The 20,057-nt window shown below is 44.5% G+C and carries 14 protein-coding genes; 4 read left to right on the forward strand and 10 right to left on the reverse strand.

The window, feature by feature from the left end; translation table 11 throughout:
- Positions 1–15: 15 nt before the first annotated feature.
- Positions 16–873 carry a hypothetical protein gene (locus DW033_RS02910; protein ID WP_229040535.1) on the forward strand — a complete coding sequence of 286 codons (858 nt, stop codon included), beginning with the start codon at positions 16–18 and terminating at the stop codon, positions 871–873.
- Here DW033_RS02910 and DW033_RS02915 read toward each other — a convergent pair.
- The 4 genes from DW033_RS02915 to murB all read right to left on the reverse strand — a co-directional run bounded on the left by DW033_RS02915 (position 870) and on the right by murB (position 6,247).
- The gene (locus tag DW033_RS02915; protein WP_048927321.1) at positions 870–1,976 is read right to left on the reverse strand and encodes a Wzz/FepE/Etk N-terminal domain-containing protein; all 1,107 of its coding nucleotides are present in this window, start codon (positions 1,974–1,976) and stop codon (positions 870–872) included. The two genes, DW033_RS02910 and DW033_RS02915, sit on opposite strands and share 4 nt — an antisense overlap.
- Positions 1,977–1,982: 6 nt before the next feature.
- Positions 1,983–4,361, reverse strand: a complete 2,379-nt coding sequence (locus DW033_RS02920; protein WP_048927322.1) for an SLBB domain-containing protein — start codon at positions 4,359–4,361, stop codon at positions 1,983–1,985.
- 117 nt (positions 4,362–4,478) lie between these two features.
- Positions 4,479–5,234 carry an MBL fold metallo-hydrolase gene (locus DW033_RS02925; RefSeq protein ID WP_005862219.1) on the reverse strand — a complete coding sequence of 252 codons (756 nt, stop codon included), beginning with the start codon at positions 5,232–5,234 and terminating at the stop codon, positions 4,479–4,481.
- Entirely contained in the window at positions 5,234–6,247 is a 1,014-nt protein-coding gene (gene murB, locus DW033_RS02930; protein WP_022192160.1) for a UDP-N-acetylmuramate dehydrogenase, read from the reverse strand. The genes DW033_RS02925 and murB overlap by 1 nt, the downstream gene beginning before the upstream one ends.
- 100 nt (positions 6,248–6,347) lie before the next feature.
- On the opposite strand from murB, the gene DW033_RS02935 reads away from it, so the two are divergent.
- From DW033_RS02935 to upp, 3 genes are all read left to right on the forward strand, one after another.
- Positions 6,348–7,184: a hypothetical protein gene (locus DW033_RS02935; RefSeq protein ID WP_022192159.1), complete on the forward strand. Its 837-nt coding sequence runs from the start codon at positions 6,348–6,350 to the stop codon at positions 7,182–7,184.
- A gap of 182 nt (positions 7,185–7,366) precedes the next feature.
- Positions 7,367–7,651 carry an HU family DNA-binding protein gene (locus DW033_RS02940; RefSeq protein WP_005856836.1) on the forward strand — a complete coding sequence of 95 codons (285 nt, stop codon included), beginning with the start codon at positions 7,367–7,369 and terminating at the stop codon, positions 7,649–7,651.
- 153 nt (positions 7,652–7,804) lie between these two features.
- Positions 7,805–8,458 (forward strand): uracil phosphoribosyltransferase, encoded by a 654-nt coding sequence (gene upp, locus DW033_RS02945; RefSeq protein ID WP_005862213.1) that lies wholly within the window; start codon positions 7,805–7,807, stop codon positions 8,456–8,458.
- On the opposite strand, the gene DW033_RS02950 is transcribed toward upp, so the two are convergent.
- The 6 genes from DW033_RS02950 to DW033_RS02975 all read right to left on the reverse strand — a co-directional run bounded on the left by DW033_RS02950 (position 8,401) and on the right by DW033_RS02975 (position 20,045).
- Positions 8,401–10,299 carry a PAS domain-containing sensor histidine kinase gene (locus tag DW033_RS02950; protein ID WP_048927323.1) on the reverse strand — a complete coding sequence of 633 codons (1,899 nt, stop codon included), beginning with the start codon at positions 10,297–10,299 and terminating at the stop codon, positions 8,401–8,403. The genes upp and DW033_RS02950 overlap by 58 nt on opposite strands.
- Positions 10,300–10,437: 138 nt before the next feature.
- Entirely contained in the window at positions 10,438–13,905 is a 3,468-nt protein-coding gene (locus DW033_RS02955; RefSeq protein ID WP_048927324.1) for a DUF1080 domain-containing protein, read from the reverse strand.
- A 12-nt stretch (positions 13,906–13,917) separates the two neighbouring features.
- Entirely contained in the window at positions 13,918–15,174 is a 1,257-nt protein-coding gene (locus DW033_RS02960) for a Gfo/Idh/MocA family oxidoreductase (protein ID WP_005856828.1), read from the reverse strand.
- A 145-nt stretch (positions 15,175–15,319) separates the two neighbouring features.
- Positions 15,320–16,720 carry a Gfo/Idh/MocA family protein gene (locus tag DW033_RS02965; protein ID WP_048927325.1) on the reverse strand — a complete coding sequence of 467 codons (1,401 nt, stop codon included), beginning with the start codon at positions 16,718–16,720 and terminating at the stop codon, positions 15,320–15,322.
- 100 nt (positions 16,721–16,820) lie between these two features.
- On the reverse strand, positions 16,821–18,347 hold the full coding sequence (locus DW033_RS02970; RefSeq protein ID WP_048927326.1) for an arylsulfatase: 1,527 nt from the start codon (positions 18,345–18,347) through the stop codon (positions 16,821–16,823).
- 6 nt (positions 18,348–18,353) lie between these two features.
- On the reverse strand, positions 18,354–20,045 hold the full coding sequence (locus DW033_RS02975) for a RagB/SusD family nutrient uptake outer membrane protein (RefSeq protein ID WP_044545791.1): 1,692 nt from the start codon (positions 20,043–20,045) through the stop codon (positions 18,354–18,356).
- Between the last annotated feature and the right edge of the window lie 12 nt (positions 20,046–20,057).

The raw sequence follows: 20,057 nt of genomic DNA on the forward strand, positions 1-20,057 counted from the left end.
GGCAAGAAAGACATAATGGCATTCATTGTCTTGTTTTTGGCTACGATCGTTTGCGTGAGGTACTTTTACAAGAATATGAGCGACGAGCAATTTGTCGCCACGGTAGATCCCTATAGCTTGGTCATCCCGACCCCCACAGCAATTTTTGCTATCAATCGTCCTCCTGTATTCGAGAAGATGATATTACCCATGGAGAATATACGCAAGGCGTTCTCGGATCATACGCCCGCTATTTTCCTCTCTTTAATACAGCAAAATCCGGATTTATCGTCTTTCTTGATCGCTTATTATCCACAAGGGGATATCTTGTACGCCCCTATGGATAGTCATACGGCAGAGCGTATTTTCAAGCAACTGGACGCTTCTTTCACTTTTCCTGCCCAGCAACGAGAGGAAGCTTCCGTTCCTGTTAGATACTATCCGGATGTTGATAAGCATTTTCTAGGTTGTTACTACCACGAGGGTATATTCGTGGTGTCCTACAATCGAAAATTATTGGTAGAGACAGCGAAAAAGCAACAGATGTACCCCGCACAGATCATTCCGGAATTAGCTGATCTAATTAGTAAAAAAGGCAAGAGTGGCGCGATGAATCTCTTCATCCAAAGCGCCTCTTTAGATTTACAGGTTCAAATGAATGACTCGACGGAGTGGAAAATGAAAAATCAATGGTTGGCAATGGATTTATTCTATAATGAAGGAAGCCTTTGCTGCTTCAATGAGCAGCCCTATGAAGAAACCTTGGAGAACTTTTACCCCAACTTATGCGATACGATAACTACTCGGATCAATCGGCTATTCCCACAAATAAAAACCACGGCACAAGTCAGTCATGACGAGGCCGTGGTCTATTTTACGGTTTGCGGGAATTAAGCTTCAGTCCCTTCTTTCTTGAATGCTGACACAAACATATCTTTTACGAATAAATATCCGATACATCCGAATAAAGCGAGGAAGACAAAACCGACCAAGATAAGTGCCTTCTTAGGAGAAGATGCTTTCAAAGGTACGGTAGCCGGCTCGATTACGGTATACACCGGAGTTTCTTCCTGTACACGCAATTTATCTTGCTCCAACTTCTGCGCCAACGTATTGTAAACATTAAACGTAAGGGTCATCTCATTCTTCAAACGTTCCTGCTCCGTACGGTAGCTGGAAGAGATAATATTACGGTTGGCATCCTCGAAAGCAGCGTACGCACGTTGCGCTTTATAATAAGCGTCACGTGACTCGCCAAATACCTTCTGGGTAAATTCCAAATCTTGCTTTACTTTCTGCGTACGATAATTCGTAATATAATTCTGGAGGTTTTCCAAAACGACCTTTGTCATCTGAGCGGAAATAACCGGGTCCTGCATCTGTACGGAAGCCGTGATAACCAAGGTCTTCTTGTCCACGGAAACAGAAACCCGCTCCTGCAAGGCCTTCACCACCTCTTCTTGATCCTTTGTCAAATGGTAAGGATTCAAGCCCTCAGACTCTTCCTCGTCACCGGAGATTAAACTCATTACCGCACCCAACGCCTTGAATGGAGCGGAGACAATATATCCCCACCAAGCCTTACGTTGATGTTCACTCATATAATCATACAATGTAGTGCTTAACTCCTTTTCCTTATCGGTAACCTCTACCGGAAACAATTCCAACAGAAACGGGGTACTCTGCACCACATCCGGATACAAATCCGGAGAGATCGCGTCCGCACCGGCAGCGGCATTCAGATTAATCCCAGCCATAGCAGCCAAACCGCCAAGACTAGATTTTTTTGCCGCATCCTGTGTCTCTGGTGCCAATTTCACCGTAGTTGTATATTCCTTGGGAATACTGAAAGCTACAATCAAACCTACTACCACCGCAATACCACAGCCTTTCAATAAGAACTTACGCTCTTTCCACAGTTTTTGCGCCAGTTCGATTAAATCGATCTCCTGCTCCTCAGGTAACTCTTGTCTTTTTATCTCGTTTATCGTATCCATGCCTGATTAGTTTTTAATCATGTTAACAATAGAGGTAATCATCGCGGCCATAGAGGTAGCGGAGCTACTGATACTCATGATCTCAGCCAAGCTTCGGCGCTCACGTTGCGTCTTCGTCGGAACTACGATCTCACAGCCCGGCTCCACTTTCGGATAACGCTTGAAAAAGATAGCGGTACGCTTCGTCGTAGCGACCTTACCATTCATATATATTACGATCGGATACTTACGTGCGATATCATTATAACCACCGGCTTGAGACAAGCAATCCGTAACTGACATACCTTTCGTGTAAGTCACGCTGTTCGGATAAGTCACGGCTCCACTCATCTTCACCGTACTTTGCAACTGCGGAATATAAAGTTCATCACCATCACGAAGCACGACATCATCGATACTGCCCGGATTTGCCAACGCTTTCTCTAAATCAATACCTACGGAATAGTCCTTCACATTCATCAACGCTACACCGATGGAATCCCGGCTTTGCTTATTCGCCTCACTTAAAGCCAGAAGGGTCTCCATGCGTTTCAATTCATCTTCTGTCAACTGACGTTTCAAGCTGGCACCTTTTACATAAGCCTCTGGGGTAACGCCTCCCGCTTTCGCGACAATGTCACTCAAACGTGCGTTCTTCGTAGCCAATACATAGCTACCGGCAAAAGTGATCTCGCCGTTCACCTTCACGACCTGTTGCTCATGATACCCCGGGGAGAAACGAACATAAACTTCATCGAACGGCTCCAGCGTAAAGATCGTATCTCCCGCATTCAACTTGAAGTCCTCACTCAACGAGAAGTTATATACATCAGCGATCCGGTTGACATTCTGATTGGAACTAGGATCCTTCACACGACGGGCTACCTCTACATTAATAGAAGAAGCGGACTCTCTTAAGCCACCGGCCATCATGATAGCGTCCTCTATTGTCAAATTATGACGATACGGAAGCACCGTATCCGGATAATTCACGGCTCCGCCAACCTTGATCGTATAAGGTTCGCGCAAATCGAATAGGGAAGGAATGCTTAATTGGTCTTCCGCTTGCAACTCCACATCTGGAGCGGTACCGTTCAAGATACCACGAATATCCACGGCGATCATCGTAGTCGTGAAATCCGGATTCAAACGGGTAATCAAGGCACGGCCGGCGAACTCGTCTCCTTTAAGACCTGCGGCCTGTTTTACCAATTGCTTTACCGTACGAACCGACGGACTTAACTCATATTCTCCCGGACGCCATACTGCTCCCGTCACGATCAAACGATTCTCATAAAAAGGAATAACGGAATCTACCAGCAAAGAATCGCCATCCTGCATCACGAAAGAAGCGAACTTATCTTCCGAAACCGTAGAGATCTGGTAACGACTATCTGATTTACGCTTCACTTGTACGTCCTTCGTATAAGCGTCGCCGGTAAATCCGCCGGCCATATCCAGCAATTGCTTCAAGGTCTCACCCTTGCGCAACTCGAAAATACGATTACGTTTCACCTTACCTCGAACCACCGCTAACTGGTCGTACGGGCCTACCATAATCATATCGTTCTCTTCCAAACGAACATTCGTTGTGTACTTTCCGTTCAATAAATAATCATATACGTCGAGATTAGCGATTTCCTTGCTATTGCGATATACCTTGATGCTACGCAAAGAACCGATCTTATTCACACCACCGGCGGCATACAACGCATTAAATAATGTGGCGAATGAAGGTAATGTATACGTACCGGGAGCGACTACCTCGCCGACAATATTCACCTTCATGCTACGAATCTGGCTCAAACTGACGGAAACAAAGGTATTCCCCTCTCCCGAACCAGACAGCGTAGACATAATCTGGCTCAACTCCTGACGCAGACGAGTCTCAGCGCCAGCGATCGTCAATCCACTGACCGACACCGGACCTAAATTTGGTACAAGGATCGTACCATCCGGAGAGATCTTTAATTTCAAGTTTAGCTCGGAATCTCCCCATACATTAATCAATAACTCATCACCAGCAGAAAGCACATAATCCTTAGGTGTAGGGATGTTTAAATCTGGGGCAAAAGATAAGTTCTTGTTTGAGAAGATTTCATGCCCGAATACGGTATTCTCCATGGCTGAAGCAGGAAGATTATTTCTACGTTGGGCTTCTAAGGATTGTCCTTCATCGATTACCGGCATTACCCGGTCGCTAACCTTCGCATCGGTAGCGGTAGCTTGAGATCCGACTGATCCCCCTTCTTGTTTCATACGCTTGGCTAATTCCTGCTGGATCTGCGTATCCGACATTCCAGCGGCTTTCGCCTTGTCAATCAAGTCTTGCGGAACCTGTGCATACACAGATCCCGACAGCAATAAGCAACATACGCATAGTACGTTCTTAAACGATAAATTCATACAGTCTATTATTGTTTTTTATTATATACCACTCCTGCTATAAGCGACTAACTTAAAAAAGCAGCTATTCTCTAGATTTTCAGCTGGCAAAGATAAAGAATCTTTTCAATATATGACTTAAAAAGTCACCGTTAATCCATCATATGAGTAATGTACATGCGGAGGCAACTCTTTTTCAATGACCGCATGCAACCCTATGCGATGACTCATATGGATTAAATAGGCCTCCTTGGGCTGGATACGGGATATATTCGCTAAGGCTTCCTCCAGACTCTCATGCGATTGATGCTCTCCTTTCCGAAGGGCATCAATAACCAATACATCAAGGTTTTCCAACTTAGCGTACTCTTCTTCCGGAAGATATTTAAGGTCGGTCAAGTAAGCCATATTGCCGATACGGAAACCTAAGATCGGCAGCTTAGCGTGCATTACACGGATCGGAGTGATCATGACACCGGCGGCCTCAAACGGTTTCGTCCCGATCGTATGCAAAACCAAATTAGGCACTCCCGGATATTTATGCTCCCGGAAGACATAAGGGATGCGAGTCTTTATCGCCTCCACGACATTGTCTTCCGCATAAATATCCACATCTTTATACCGGCCAAAAGGACGTAGATCATCTAAGCCACCTACATGATCGTAGTGCTCATGAGTTACTAAAACGGCGTCAAAATAGTAAATCTTATTGGTTATCATTTGCCAACGGAAGTCCGGACCACAATCGATCAATATCCGTTTCCCTTCCGTCTCTACCAAGATCGAAGCCCGTAGACGCCAATCACGGGGGTCTTTACTAGTACATACCTCACATTGGCAACCTATCTCAGGATTGCCCGTAGACGTTCCTGTTCCTAAAAAAACGATTTTCATTATCCGACATATTTAACCTCAGGCATAAGCTCTATACCGAAACGATCTTTTACGGCGGTACGAATGCTCTCCGCGACCAACGCGATCTCATGCCCCCGGGCATCTCCTAAATTCACTAATACCAACGCTTGTTTCTCGTAAACACCTACCGGCCCATGGTTTTTACCCTTAAACCCACATTGCTCGATCAACCAACCGGCCGGAACCTTGATCTTTCCTTCCGAAGCGGGATAAGACGGGATTTCCGGGAATTGCTTTTTCAATTTCTCAAAATGCTCTGCCGTAATTATCGGGTTCATAAAGAAACTGCCTGCGTTGCCTAATACTTCCGGATCGGGAAGCTTCTGCCTGCGAATTGTTATGACAGCCTCACGGATCGTTTCCAAAGTAACTTCCGGATATTTCGTCAACTCCTCCTTTAAGTTCCCATAATTAACCGAAAAGCTAGGGTTCTTGGATAGTCGAAGCGTAATATAAGTTATGATGTGGGGGTCATGATGCTCATTCTTGAAATAACTATTACGATATCCATATTCACAATCCGTATTCGTAAAAGTCCGTTTCTCGAATGTCAACTGGTTATAAGCCTCCACGCTCTCGATCACATCCTTGATCTCCATACCATAAGCCCCGATGTTCTGGATAGCGGCAGCGCCCGCCTCACCGGGTATTAAAGAAAGATTCTCTATACCTCCCCAACCTTTCAATACGGCGTATGCCACGACATCATCCCAGATCTCCGCAGCCCCGACACGAAGCGATACATACTCGTCCGTTTCCGCCGAGATAGAAATCCCCTTGATTCGGGAATGGATGATAATGCCATTATAATCGTTGATGAACAATAGATTGCTCCCGCCTCCTATATGCAAGGATAAACATTCCTGAAAGTATTCATCATGTAAGATTCGTTGCAACTCCTCCTCCGTCTCATACTCCATGAACCAACGTGTCTTTACTGGGAGATGGAACGTATTGTGTTTCTCCAACGAATAATTCTGCTCTATTCTCATCGTCTATTTTATTTTTAGGGCAAAAGTAGTCATAAATAACTCATCCGCAAATTATGTAGTTCCGGATTTTTTCAGTAGATTTGTATATAGAGTTGATCGTATGGATGAGAACACGTCCGGCCTATCCGGTGAAATACAGAAGATGATCCTCGACAAGTTAAACACGTTCAATCGAGGAAAAACGTCAGACAAAGGGCGGTACTACATTCTTTTGCCTACCTCAAAGACCTTATATTATACGCTTTGGTTCTTTACGCCTTCGGCCACTTATCATCCGACGGTCTATTTGGCGAATCTCGACTTGAATGCCATCAGCTCGGTGAATAAGGCGATTAAGATGGTAAGCAACTCCTTTCTACCTTTATTTATAACGACAGATATCAAAGACTCTCCCGATAATGGAGACGATATTATTTCTTTCGGTAAATACAGAGGATACCATTTGCATGACATCTATACGATCGATCCCCGATACGTCGTTTGGATAGCCGATAAATATGAGCCTCACGTAAAAAGCGAGATGCGTTTTAAAGAGTTAGCGGTGACCTACAGTAAAATCTATCTCGACCTACAGACCCGTAAGAAATATAAAATGCCTGTAAGCCGCTTTGTAGGAACACCGGGAGAAAAATTGAGCGATTTAAAGTTAACAATCACAAAAGTCCGCATTGAAGACGATTCTTACAAGACACAGATTATCCGTGGTACCGAATATTTCTATGTAGATCAATTGCTCACGGCCGTGGACATCGCCGGAAATTACTTTTTATTGAGGATAAAAGCGAAAGATCGTAGTCTTACCACGCAAACGTTGCCACCGGGCGCTCATGCTTTCCAAGTAGGGGAAAAATTGACTTTGACTTCCGCTAAGGTCTTAAAACATATAGAATCCCGTACTATCAAGTACACACGAATCGGGTATATCAAGATTCAATAAATGTTTCGAAATTCGCAAACTGACACATTATTAACATTTTTTGTTCTTAAAAATGTAACAAACATCTGTAGGCCTTGTTTAATAAGAAACTCAAATGCAAATGTATCTTTGCAAAACGTAACTATAAAACCAGCTTCAAAGTGTACATTTGTAGTGTTTAACAATTTAAAAAATTTGCATTTATGAACAAAGCAGAACTTATAGAGGCTTTAGCAGACAAGACCGGGTTACAAAAGCAAGAAGCAAAGAAAGTATTGGATGCTTACATCGAGATCGTAACTGAGCGTATGTCCGAAAATGAGGAAATCGTACTTGTCGGATTTGGAACACTGATCCCAAGACCGCAAACACAGCGTCTTGCCAGAAATCCTAAAACAGGTACTCCGGTAATGATCCCCGCTCGTACGACCGTAAAATTCAAACCGGGTAAATTCCTCCTTGAGGCGATGAATGCCCACCTGAAATAATAAAGTAACCGAAAACGTAGTAAAAATATCCCCGGTAAGGGGATAAAAAATCATGAGTATGAAATCTTTCATTTATAAGTATGAATGAAAAATTTCATACTTATGATTTTTAGTGTCCGGAAATGATTACTTTTGGACTCAAAAAAAAGACTCATGAGAATCGTCAATCTTGGAGACACAAATTCCATATTAAACAAGTTTGTTGCAGAACTTAGAGATGTAGACATACAAAAAGACAGCCTTCGTTTCCGTCGCAATGTTGAGCGTATCGGAGAAATCATGGCTTACGAGATCAGTAAGGAATTTCATTACAGTACGAAAGACATCCAGTCCCCGCTAGGTATAGCCCCGATGAATACGCCGGACGATCAAATCGTGATTAGTACGATCTTGCGTGCCGGGCTTCCATTCCACCAAGGTTTCCTTCGGTATCTGGATAATGCGGAGAACGCTTTCGTATCCGCTTACCGCAAATATAAAGACCGTTTGAATTTTGATATTCATATCGAATATATCGCCTCTCCTCGCTTAACAGGTAAAACCTTGATCATATCCGACCCGATGTTGGCCACCGGAAGCTCTATGGAATTGGCGTATGAGGCCCTGCTGACCAAAGGAGTACCCGACCATGTACACGTAGCCTCCATCATCTCAAGCAAACAAGCCTTGGAATACTTGCAGAAGAAAATGCCGGATGACAAGACTACAATCTGGATCGCCGCATTAGATAATGACCTCGACGATCATTCTTATATCGTTCCCGGATTAGGCGATGCAGGAGATTTAGCATTCGGCGAGAAGGAATAGGGATGTGTAAACCAAAACGTACTGCCTTTGCCCAACTCGGAATTTACACCGATCCGACCACCTAGCCTATTTACGATGGTCTCGCAAATAGATAGCCCCAAGCCCGTACCTTGTTTAAACGTATTTCCTTTATAGAAACGATCAAAGATATGGGCTTGTATCTCTTGGCTCATGCCATCCCCCGTATCAGTCACGGAGAATTTTATCTCATCACCTATGATCTCGTAAGCTAAGGTGATACAACCTTCGCTCGTATACTTGATCGCGTTGTTAAGGAAATTGGATATTACCTGCGTCAGCCGCATACGATCGCTATAGATTTGGCATTCCGGTGAATCTTGGGGAGCGATCAGAGCTACGTTATCGGGCATCTTGATACGGAATGAGGTCACGATCTCATTGATCACCTCTTTTACGTTCATATCGGCGAACTTGAAATCCATCGTACCGGATTCAATTTTTGCCAAGTCTAGAATATCACTGATCAATTGAAGCAACATCCGATTATTGCTATCGATGATTTCCACAAACTCATGCCTCTCCTCGGGATCATCCGTTTCCGCCAATAATTGAGAAAAACCGACAATGGCATTTAATGGCGTACGAATCTCATGACTCATATTCGCTAGGAAGGCAGACTTCAAACGATCCAGTTCTTCCGCCCTTTCCCTTTTCAATTGAGAGTCCTTTAACTCCGTGATATCGTAATTAATACAGATCATCTCCGGTTTATTCGGGTCTACGCTTTGAGGGTTACGGGTGATATTGGCGCAAATCCATTTCCATCCGTCACCAGACTTCACACGCACTTCCCTACGGAAATGATGCGCTTTACCCTGTTTCACCTCCTCAAAGAATGAGTTTATATATCCAGCGTCGTTCGGATGAATATAAGAATAAATCCCAATAATTGGGGACAAGGGGGTTCCATCCTTCTCTCCCATATTCTCATACCATTGCTTAATGGCATAGCCCTCAAAGGTATATAAGTCATAAAGGGCATAACCGACTTTAGCGTATACGCTGACCAAGGTAAATACATTCTCAAACTCAGAAATACGGTTATAGGCGATCATCTTTTCCGTATTATCCAAATTAATAAGTAAATAGCTGGAAGGTTCACCTCTTTGGTCATATAAAATACTGGCCTTGGTAACGATATCCATCTCGCCTACTTTCGAGGTGTTATAATAATCATCGACCTTCTTAAACGAATAATTCAGCCGGAAATTCACGGATTTATTCTCCTTGAGTTTCTTGATCACATCTTTAGGCAGAATCGGGTTGCTAAAAATATTGACTCCTAAAACGTCCTTCTTTGACCGGATACCGAATATCTCCATATCCTTTGCGTTCAGGTCAATCAAGTAACCGTCCCTGTCATAAAGCTCGACCCCCACAGGTAAATTTACATATAGCTTTCGGAAGATCATCTCATTATGATCGATCATCTTACTAATCTTTTCCTCTTTCAGTTTGAAATTAGGTAAAATCTGTAATATGCCCAACGCTTTTACGCACACTCCATTATTCAACTTACGCTCACATAATCTGGAGCGTACCCATTTTTCCCCAGTCGGTGTTATTATCGGAAATATCTGCTCATACGTATCGACAGATTGGATCGATAAAAAATCCGTAGTAATCAGATCCCTAAAGTCTTCCCGGATTATATAGTAAAATTCAAAAAAAGAGAGATTATTCCCCTTCTTCCCAAATATACTCATTAAATAATCGGAACAGATATAACCTCTTTGAACAAAATCGGCTTCCCACAAGCCAACTTCCGCTCTATCTAATAACAATTTACATTGATCCAATTGAGTCTGTATATCCTCCATAAAAATATCCCTTCCGATAAAATTACACTATGATTTCACAAAGATATAATTTAAATAGTATAAATCCCCTATAATAAAAAAGAGATTGTCTCGAATCACTCAAGACAATCTCTTTATATATTCAAAGCCTGATATAAATTATTTCAATTCCTTGATACGAATATTGCGGAATTTGACAGGGGAACCATGTCCTAAGAAACCTATATGACCTTTTTTGTTAAACAAACCCGGATGCTCCTTTCCATCCGGCGTACCATTCTTCACGGCATCCCGAATATTTCCATCCAAGATTACGACTCCATTCACCGTCACACGGATATGATCGCCATCCGCCATGATCTCTTCCGTATTCCATTCTCCAACCGGCTTGAACGCTTTCGGATGATCCTCACGGGCGGGAATGATACCGTATACGGAACCATGATGTTGCAGCGGAGTGATGTTTCCTTGGTAAATAGGATGTTCACAATCCAAGACCTGCACTTCCATACCTACATATGCTGCGTCTCCTTCCATCGGCGTACGGATACCGACACCGTTATTAGCTCCCGGGGTTAACTGGAAATCAAAACGATAGATAAAGTTTCCGTATTCCTTCTTGGTGTACAGATTACCTCCGAAACTACTGCTTGGAACCATAGAGATACAGCCGTCTTCCAAGATATAATCAACCGTGTTTCCAGTCCATTCATGCATATTCGTTCCGTCAAACAAAACCTTGAAGCCTTCTTTTTCCTCTTCCGGCGATAATTTGAACGGTTCTTGTTTTTCCAATTCCTTTACGTAGATATTACGGTAATAGACCTTGCTGCCATGAGCTTGCATCTCGATTTGCTCTACCGGGAAAATCGGAAGCTTGCGATCCCAATAGTTTTCCAGAATCACGTTATCTACCACTTTTTCTCCGTTCAAGACAACCGTCACACGGTCGCCAACCATCTTAATATAGAAGGAATTCCATTCACCCAATTTATTGTCGGCCACTTTCGAAGGCTTGCTCTCGTTTACCTGATTGTTGTACAAGCCACCGGAACCTACTTGCGCACCTACATTTACCCGAGAAGTATCCCAGATCTGGACTTGAGGAGTACCACGCAGATAAATACCGGCATCAGCCTCTGGTCCTTTCGGATCCAACATCCAATCAACATACATCTCGAAATCACCATATTGCTTTTCAGTACATAGGTTATCGTACCCAGTACCGTCAAATACTAATAGGCCATTCTCCACTTTCCAGTCACGACGCATATTCTCATCCGCCTTTTCCTGCGCTTTCGCCAATTGAGCCGGTTTCATTTTGGCGCGGGCGATCGGATTCTCGACCAAACCTTTCCAACCCGTTAAATCCTTACCATTAAAGATAGAGACAAATCCGACCTCGTCCGGCATCGCATCCAAATGTTGCTTCAAGGCATCGATATCATAACGAGCGTCTTCCCCGTCGAACATGGTCAAAACACGTTTCAAGATTGCCTTCACATTGTCACCCTTATATTCCGGATGGTTACGAGCGATATTCCAAACCGCATAAACAGCCGCAGAACGAACAGCCGCATCGCTTGAATCCAAGAATTCCGACGCATACATCAATGCCAAGAAGGTATCCGCCCGTTGGATCTGACGTAAAATAAGAGCCTTTTGCTCGCTCGTCCGGGCGATCTCCATGACTTTCCGCAAGCTCAACAAACGATTCTCTCTCGTAAATGCCGGATTAGATACCAACTGCACATAACGCTTTAACGCCCTATCGAATACTTGATCGGAAGCGGCGGATTGGCAAACCGTAAATAGTTCATCGGCAGCCTCAATACCCTTCCACGCCAACAAAGCGTCAAGAGCCGCATCCTTGGCCGCTCCATTCCCTTTATTCAATCCTTCCACGATCGTAGCCAAAGCCTCTTTCTCGCCAGTCGCTGATAAGACCTTATAATAAAGATATCTCTTGCTGTCTCCCGCTTGTATCATACGGCGATTCACGTTAGATACTTGAGTTGCCGCCGGTTGTTTAGAGATAGCGGCAATGATCGCATCTTGAAGCGGAGCGACAGCTGAAGCCTCCGCAGTCTCCAACATTCCGCACAATAAAGTGAAATCTTTCTCGGATACTACATCTTTCAATGCGGTATAAGCGGCTTTCTTCACCTCTGATGAGCCGGATTTAATCTGATCCAGTACCGTATTTAGATTCGCGTCGGCCATACGTATCGCCAACAGCTCCAAACCAGCGATTTTCCCGGCATCGGAAGCGGACGGGATCACTTTAGCGACCGCTTGATCAATATCGCCGTTAAATGCCATCAAAGCATCTTGACCCAATAATATCACTTGCTTGTCATTGCTCTTCAACAAATCCGCCAGCACAGGAATGACACTCTTATCACCGATTTTAACCAAAGCCCAAACAGCGGCCTGTTGCACATAGAAATCCTTATCTTTCAATTGGTCCAAAAGAACTTGTCTCGCTGGTAGATCAAAACGAAGTTCCAGATTCTTGATCATGTCATGTTTAGACGGGCATTTGCTTTCACGGCCTATCCAGTTCAAGATATCCACCTTGACTTCCGGCTTCGCCTTTAACATGTGTTTCATGACCTCGATATAAACATTTTGATCAGCGAAACCCGAAGCGAAGTTCAAAGCCGCATTACGGTATCCCTTATCCGTATCTTTCAAAGCCGATAATAAATTCTTCGTAGCAGCTTCCGGCTTAGCGGCTAATAGAATCTGAAGAGCGGCCTCACGGGTCTGTGTCATGCCCGCTTTCGTAGACTTCTTCAATAAATCATTCGCTGCTTTCTCCGCATCTTTGGTATCGCCTTGCTCAAGGACACGTTTTATCAAAGCGATATATGCCTCATTCGCCCCGGTCTTTTCCATTTTATAACCGACTTTCTCCGCAGCGGCGGCTAAATCGCCTAGAGAAGCTTTAGAACCTACACGACTCAACGCATAAAGAACCTCTTTCTGCATATTCTCATCGCTGGAACCAAGCATCACTTTCAATACATTTTCCGCATCAGCGATTTGCACGTCAGCGATCGCACGGATAATATCCTTTTGCGTCTTCGGAGTACCGGATCGACGCATCAAGGAAGCCACCAAAACCTTCTTAGCGTTATCGGTACGGATCGCGGATAACGCACGGGCAGCAGGACCGCTTAGGCTCTCATCGTTCAAATAGCTAGCCAGCGTATCCACACACTCATCTTTTCCCAGTAATTGAAGCTGTCGGATAATAAAAGCCTTTGTCTCCCGGTCGCTCACCTTATCCAAGGCTTTCAAATATGCGTTGGCTGTTGCTAGACGGGCATTTTCCTCACCTTTCGCCATCACGTAATGAGTCAATCCGCTCAACGCATAATCCACGTTCGAGTTACTGCCTTTTCCCGGAGCGTTAATCTTATTAATCAACATCAAGACCCCTTCCTCGCCAGTGGAGCTTAGGTCATTAATTAATTTGTTATATTCAGCTTGTTGCTCCGCCGGCATCTGTGCCAGTACATCGGCAACGATCGTCTTCGATGTACGATTAGCCGGGCTTTGAGCCATTAACATGCTACCGCACAACAATAAGCTGGCAATTGATATATATACTTTTTTCATATGTGTATGTGTTTAAATATTCCAAGGTGCTCTCATCGGCTGATCCAACAAACGATTAGCGGCCTCATCATTAATAAATTCCAGTTTTACGGGATCAAAGTGAAGCGTACGATTCAAACGAAGGGCTACGGCACCCATGTTCACGATCGTAGCGGAACGGAAGCCATTACGCTCATTCAAGGCAAAAGGCTGACGAGTCTTTACGCACTCGATAAAGTCGGTAACCTGTGGCTCGGGTTCGGGATAATCGGATAACTTTTTCTCCCAATCCGGGATATCACATACGAAATTCTTATAGACATTCCCGTTCGGTCCGGAAATATAAGGTGTGTTCGGATCCCCGTAATCACCTCCCCAAAGTACGATCTGGCAACCATCCTCATAGGTATACGTAATCGAGCGCCAAGTACCCACGGCGTCCGGATGTTGTTGCGGAGCATCCACCTCTACCTTAACCGGGCTGGTATTATCTTTTCCTAGAAAATATTGTACAGGGTCAATATAATGCTGTCCCATATCCCCTAAACCACCGCCGTCATAATCCCAGTATCCACGGAATGTCTGATGCACACGATGCGGGTTATAAGGTTTGTAAGGAGCCGGACCCAACCAAAAATCATAATCCAGCTCACTAGGCACCGATTGCGGTTCCAGATATTCTTTACCAACCCAATAGAACTTCCAGTCGAAACCGGTATGCTTGCTGATCGTTACCTTTAGCGGCCAGCCCAACATACCACTTTGAACCAGTTTCTTCAAAGGTTTCACGGGAGTGCCCAATCCATAGAACGGGTCTGCGAAACGGAACCAAGTGTTCAAGCGGAACATACGTCCGTATTGCTTCATCGCTTCCATTACCCGTTTACCCTCCCCGATCGTACGGGTCATAGGCTTCTCACACCAAATATCTTTTCCTGCTTTAGCGGCCTCGACAGACATGATACCATGCCAGTGAGGAGGCGTAGCTATATGAACGATATCTACATTAGGATCCAGAATCAAATCACGAAAATCATGGTATGCGGCAATCTTATCCTTTACCAACTGTTTACCTAGCTCCAGATGATTCTTATCGACGTCACACACGGCGACAAGACGAGTTCCGGCATAGTCCACATGTCCACGGCCCATACCACCTGTACCGATAATTCCTTTTGTCAATTGATCACTTGGAGCGATGAATCCATTACCCAACACGTGGCGCGGTACAATCGTAAATGCCGCGATTCCTCCAAGAGTCTTCAGGAAGTCTCTTCTGTTTGTCTTCATAGTACGAATTTAAAATTTAGATAGAATAGATTAACTTGAGTGACAAAAATAATCATAATACTCGAAGAGACAAGAAAAATGTATATAAAAAAGAAAAGGATGCCTTTAGCAAAGACATCCTTCCCTAGTATTTTATGAAAATTTATTACAAAGCGAATTGCGGTTGACGGTGAATCCATTGTCCACGGGTGAAATCCGGGAAGTCTACCAAAGCACCGCCACGAGCGATTGACATCTCTGACAAGCCGGAGATAGCGCTCCAAGCGGCAGCGTCATAGCAATCCATTGGAGCCGGTTTCTTATTACGGATAGCGTCGATCAAGTCGTACATCATGATATAGTCCATACCACCATGTCCGGCCTCAGCCGCCTCAGCGGAATGCTGTGCCCATAATTTATGGTCATATTGCTTGAACCATTCCTCCGAATCATCCCAACGGTGAGGTTTGGATTTACCCTGTACATATACATGATCGCCATCATTCATCCATAAACCCTCAGTTCCCTGAACACGGAAACCTAATGAATAAGGGCGAGGAGAATTGGTATCATGGGTTACGATGATCGTTTGTCCATTAGAACACTTAATCATAGAAGTCACGATATCTCCCAAATTGAAGTTGACCTTCGCCAACGGATGATTCTCACCCCCATTATCCACGATAAACTTATGCAATCCACGAGATTGAGTAGCCATAGCGGATAAAGAAAGGAAGCGGTTACCACGGTTGATATCCATGCAATTTGCTATCGGTCCGATACCGTGAGTCGGATAGATATCGCCATTACGATGTACGGAATGGTTCGTACGCCATTGAGCCTCGGCGAAAGCCGTCGGGCCCATACGAAGATCACCACTGCCCGGTACATAGTTGTAATGAGTTCCATCGTTGAATTTCACCTCACGCAAGTCATGCTCATAACCACAAGTACCATGCAATATCTCGCCGAACAAACCTTGGCGAACCATATTCAACGCAGCCATACAGTCACGACGATAACATACGTTCTCCATGATATTCAAATGGCTTCCGGTTGCTTCCGAAACATTTACCAAATCCCAGCACTCCTCGATCGTATTAGCGGCGGAAACCTCCACGCCTACATAAGGAACACCAGCCTTCATAGCGGCGACAGACATCGGAACGTGCCATTCCCAAGGACTAGCGATAATCACGCAATCAAATTCCTCGTTGTTCAACATATTCTCAAATTCACGTTCACCCCCTTTGTAAACTTTCGGAGCAGGAACATTAAATTTAGCGATATGTTTCAAGGTACTATCGATCGGGCCCTGTTGGATATCGCAAATCGCTACGATCTTATTACCGGGGATCGCCAATACATTATTAATATGCTCATGGCATCTAGAACCCGTTCCGATGAAACCGAAACGTAATTTACCATCATCTTTACCGGCTGTTTTTTTCTTTTGGGGTTCAGCGGCGGTTGTTGTAGCTCCGGCGTTTCCGGCCATTGCCAAGCCTGCGGCACCAATACCGGCGGCAGATACTTTCTTAAGGAATGAACGACGAGTGTTTTCCATATATTTTATAAATTAGTTTGTGTTTTGAGGATACAAAATTAAAAAAATATTTTTTCAATCAAAACGTTATTGAGTATTTTGAAAAATAAAGAGTCCAAGACTAAAAGTTCGTTATCTTTCCGGTTTCCCTTTTTAGCCTCTCGAAGGTCATCATCATCTGTCGAAGTCTTATAGGTTCTTTTTCCGCCAAATTAACTTGCTGACCGATGTCTTCCTTTACATTATATAATTGATAACAGTTACTATTTCCGGCAAAGGCAGCCTCCTCCGCATCGCCATAGGTATCCGGATACGGTGGGATCATGACCCAATCACCATCACGTAGCGCATAATTGAAATAACCTTCCAAGACAAGTTCCTTTCGCCCATTACCACCTTTTCCTAGAAATACAGGCAAGGTGTTTTGGCTATCTACCTTATCAGAATAGGTCTGTCCGATCAACGCCGACAGCGAGGCTAACAAATCCATCTGGCAAACCAAGGCATCCGACACAGCGCCCGGCTTAACTTCCGCAGGCCAACGAAGCATGAACGGGATACAGGTCCCACCATCATACAAGCTCGTCTTTCCTCCACGAAGCGGTCCGGCCATCTTATGATCCCCTACCAATTCCACGGCTTGATCTTGATAACCGTCATCCAGAACCGGTCCGTTATCGCTAGTGAAAATAACTAATGTATTTTCCGTTAGCCCCAACTTATCCATTTCCTTCAAGAATTCGGTCACGCACCAATCCGCTTCCAAGATAACATCTCCACGAGGTCCCATCCCCGACTTACCCGCAAATCTCTCGTTCGGTACACGAGGTACATGCGGTTGATGCAAGCCATAGTACAGGAAGAAAGGTTTATCCTTATTCTCTTTCATAAAACCTTTCGCCTTCTCAAGGAACAACTCTGCCATATCCTCATCTTTCCATTGGGCGGTCTTGCCTCCTTTCTGGAAACCAATTCGAGGTACACCGTTTACGATAGCGCCGGCATGCCCGACACTCGGGAGCATTCTCAGTAATTCAGGATTATCCCTCCCAGTCGGTTCCCCGGGGAAATTCTCCTTATAACTGACATAGAGAGGATCGTTCGGATCGAGGTTTACACCTCTCCCATTCTCGATAAAGATACAGGGAACCCGGTCATTGGTAGCAGCTTGGATAAAAGAATAGTCGTAACCGATCTCTTTCGCTCCGGGATAAACCAGCTTGTTCCAGTCTACCGCCCCGTCACCTAATCCCAGATGCCATTTGCCGACCGAGCCGGTGACATAGCCCGCTTGCTTCATCACCTTCGGCAAGGTAACCTGTTGAGTATTGATAATCAGAGCCGCATTGCCGGGAAGTATTTTGGCTTCCCTATTTGTCCAAGGATATAATCCGGTAAGCAAGGAATACCGGCTGGGGGTAGAAGTAGCCGCCGTACAATAACCTTGCGTAAAGCGTATGCCTTCATTTGCGATACGATCCATTCCCGGAGTCTGTATGCGATGAGCCCCGTAACAGCTTAGATCACCATACCCGAGATCATCAGCTACGATGATCACCACGTTAGGTTGCCGGGGAGCTGATTGAGCTATTAAAGTTGTTGGCAAGGAAAACCCTGCCAACACACTCATTATACAATACTTATTCATCGCTTATTACGGATTCTGAGTTAATGTACCCGGATAAGCGTTAATCTCAGACTGCGGAATATACTGGATAGCCAACGGGCTGGTAGCAGGATATTCAGGCACGCCGTCATGGAATCCCGGGTAATGACGTTTCATCGTATCGCCTACACGATATACATCAAAACCACGGTCAGCCTCATAAGCTAATTCCAACTGACGTTCTTTCATGATAAGCTCATGAGCGTTTGTCGCATCCAAAGATTTATATCCGGCGTTAGGTAAGGAACGGGTACGAACGGTATTCAAATCGGCTAATGCTTTTGTATAGTTTCCTAATTTAGCGCTAGCCTCGGCGCGAATCAGGTATAACTCACCTAAGCGAGAGATAACCGGAGAATAAAGGTGAGGATAGCCATCTTGCTTAGAGCACTTATAGCTATAGAATTTCGGGTTACCTTGACTTTCCAACATAAAGTAGTCATAATCTCCCTCATACGTTTCTCCCTTATAGCTAATAGAATAACGCTTATTGTCCACATCTACCGGAGTTAATGTATATTCTTCACCATCTACCGTAGCGATTAACTTACCTCCTACTTCCTTGGTCTCACCTTGACGATATACGTAACCGGAAATCTTGCCGTCCGTATATAAGTTAGCTACAAAACGGAAAGCGGGGATCTGATTTCCATTGGCGTCTTCCTTATATTGCGGATGGATAAACGCCTCACGTGCATCGGTTCCTTTTCCTGTCTCATGCAACAAATCCATATACTTAGCGCTGGCGTAAACCTCACCCCAGCCTTGACCATCGATCTCAGCGTACATACTTCCTAGCGGATCACCCCAATCTTCCCAGTCTGAGGCTATAAACTTCACGGCGAAAATAGTCTCTGTCTGTGAAGCGGCATCCGGAGCGAACTCATTATAACGCATAAAGTTAGCACGGTCCAACATAGAGAACTGGCCACTCTCGATTACCGTATTCGCATAATCATAAGATAATTGGGCATATTCCTTATTCGGATTCTCAAACGTGCCACTCATATACATATAGACCTTCGCCAATAAAGCTTGAGCCGCATATTTTGAGGCATAAGCGGTAGATTTAAACGTTGTCATCAGCTCTTCCGCCTTTTTCAAGTCAGACAGAGCTTGATCATACGTATCCTTCACGGACGAACGATCCGGAAGATCCAGATTATCCATATCCTCAGGCATACCGTTTACGATCGGCAAGCCCAGATTCTTCTCCGGTTCCTGATAATAAGGACGGCCAAACACACGGCAAAGATAGAAGTACATCATGCCGCGCATATAATAAGCCTCGCCCAACTTCTGATCCAACTCAGCAGACTCGCCCTCATTAATCATCTTCATCAAAGAACTAGTCTGTGAGATGATATTATAGGCACTGTTCCAAACCGTAGTAAGACCACCGTTATTTACCGTATGCTGATAGGTAAAATAAGTACCGAACGGATTGGTTGTCGGTTTATCCTTACAAACGTTATCCCCCGGGAACTCACCACAATAATGCAAGTGTTCGGATGCCTTTTTCAGTTTTGCGTAACAACCGTTTAGCAAAACATCCACCGCGGCATCTTTGTCCTCCATGATCTTGTCTTCCGTGTACTTATCGTAAGGTAGACGTTCGATATCACAGCTTGTTATGAACGTGGCCGCTGCCGCAAGAGCCACTATAGCGATTTTTTTCATTATGATTCCTTT

It is taken from the genome of Parabacteroides sp. AF39-10AC, assembly GCF_003635405.1.
Lineage (GTDB): Bacteria > Bacteroidota > Bacteroidia > Bacteroidales > Tannerellaceae > Parabacteroides > Parabacteroides distasonis.

Coding starts and splice junctions, on each gene's coding strand:
- DW033_RS02965 (WP_048927325.1), bottom strand. CDS start 16,720: ATGGAAAACACTCGTCGTTCATTCCTTAAGAAAGTATCTGCCGCCGGT.
- upp (WP_005862213.1), top strand. CDS start 7,805: ATGAGAATCGTCAATCTTGGAGACACAAATTCCATATTAAACAAGTTT.
- DW033_RS02920 (WP_048927322.1), bottom strand. CDS start 4,361: ATGAATTTATCGTTTAAGAACGTACTATGCGTATGTTGCTTATTGCTG.
- DW033_RS02935 (WP_022192159.1), top strand. CDS start 6,348: ATGGATGAGAACACGTCCGGCCTATCCGGTGAAATACAGAAGATGATC.
- DW033_RS02940 (WP_005856836.1), top strand. CDS start 7,367: ATGAACAAAGCAGAACTTATAGAGGCTTTAGCAGACAAGACCGGGTTA.
- DW033_RS02955 (WP_048927324.1), bottom strand. CDS start 13,905: ATGAAAAAAGTATATATATCAATTGCCAGCTTATTGTTGTGCGGTAGC.
- murB (WP_022192160.1), bottom strand. CDS start 6,247: ATGAGAATAGAGCAGAATTATTCGTTGGAGAAACACAATACGTTCCAT.
- DW033_RS02915 (WP_048927321.1), bottom strand. CDS start 1,976: ATGGATACGATAAACGAGATAAAAAGACAAGAGTTACCTGAGGAGCAG.
- DW033_RS02950 (WP_048927323.1), bottom strand. CDS start 10,299: ATGGAGGATATACAGACTCAATTGGATCAATGTAAATTGTTATTAGAT.
- DW033_RS02975 (WP_044545791.1), bottom strand. CDS start 20,045: ATGAAAAAAATCGCTATAGTGGCTCTTGCGGCAGCGGCCACGTTCATA.
- DW033_RS02960 (WP_005856828.1), bottom strand. CDS start 15,174: ATGAAGACAAACAGAAGAGACTTCCTGAAGACTCTTGGAGGAATCGCG.
- DW033_RS02910 (WP_229040535.1), top strand. CDS start 16: ATGGCATTCATTGTCTTGTTTTTGGCTACGATCGTTTGCGTGAGGTAC.
- DW033_RS02970 (WP_048927326.1), bottom strand. CDS start 18,347: ATGAATAAGTATTGTATAATGAGTGTGTTGGCAGGGTTTTCCTTGCCA.
- DW033_RS02925 (WP_005862219.1), bottom strand. CDS start 5,234: ATGAAAATCGTTTTTTTAGGAACAGGAACGTCTACGGGCAATCCTGAG.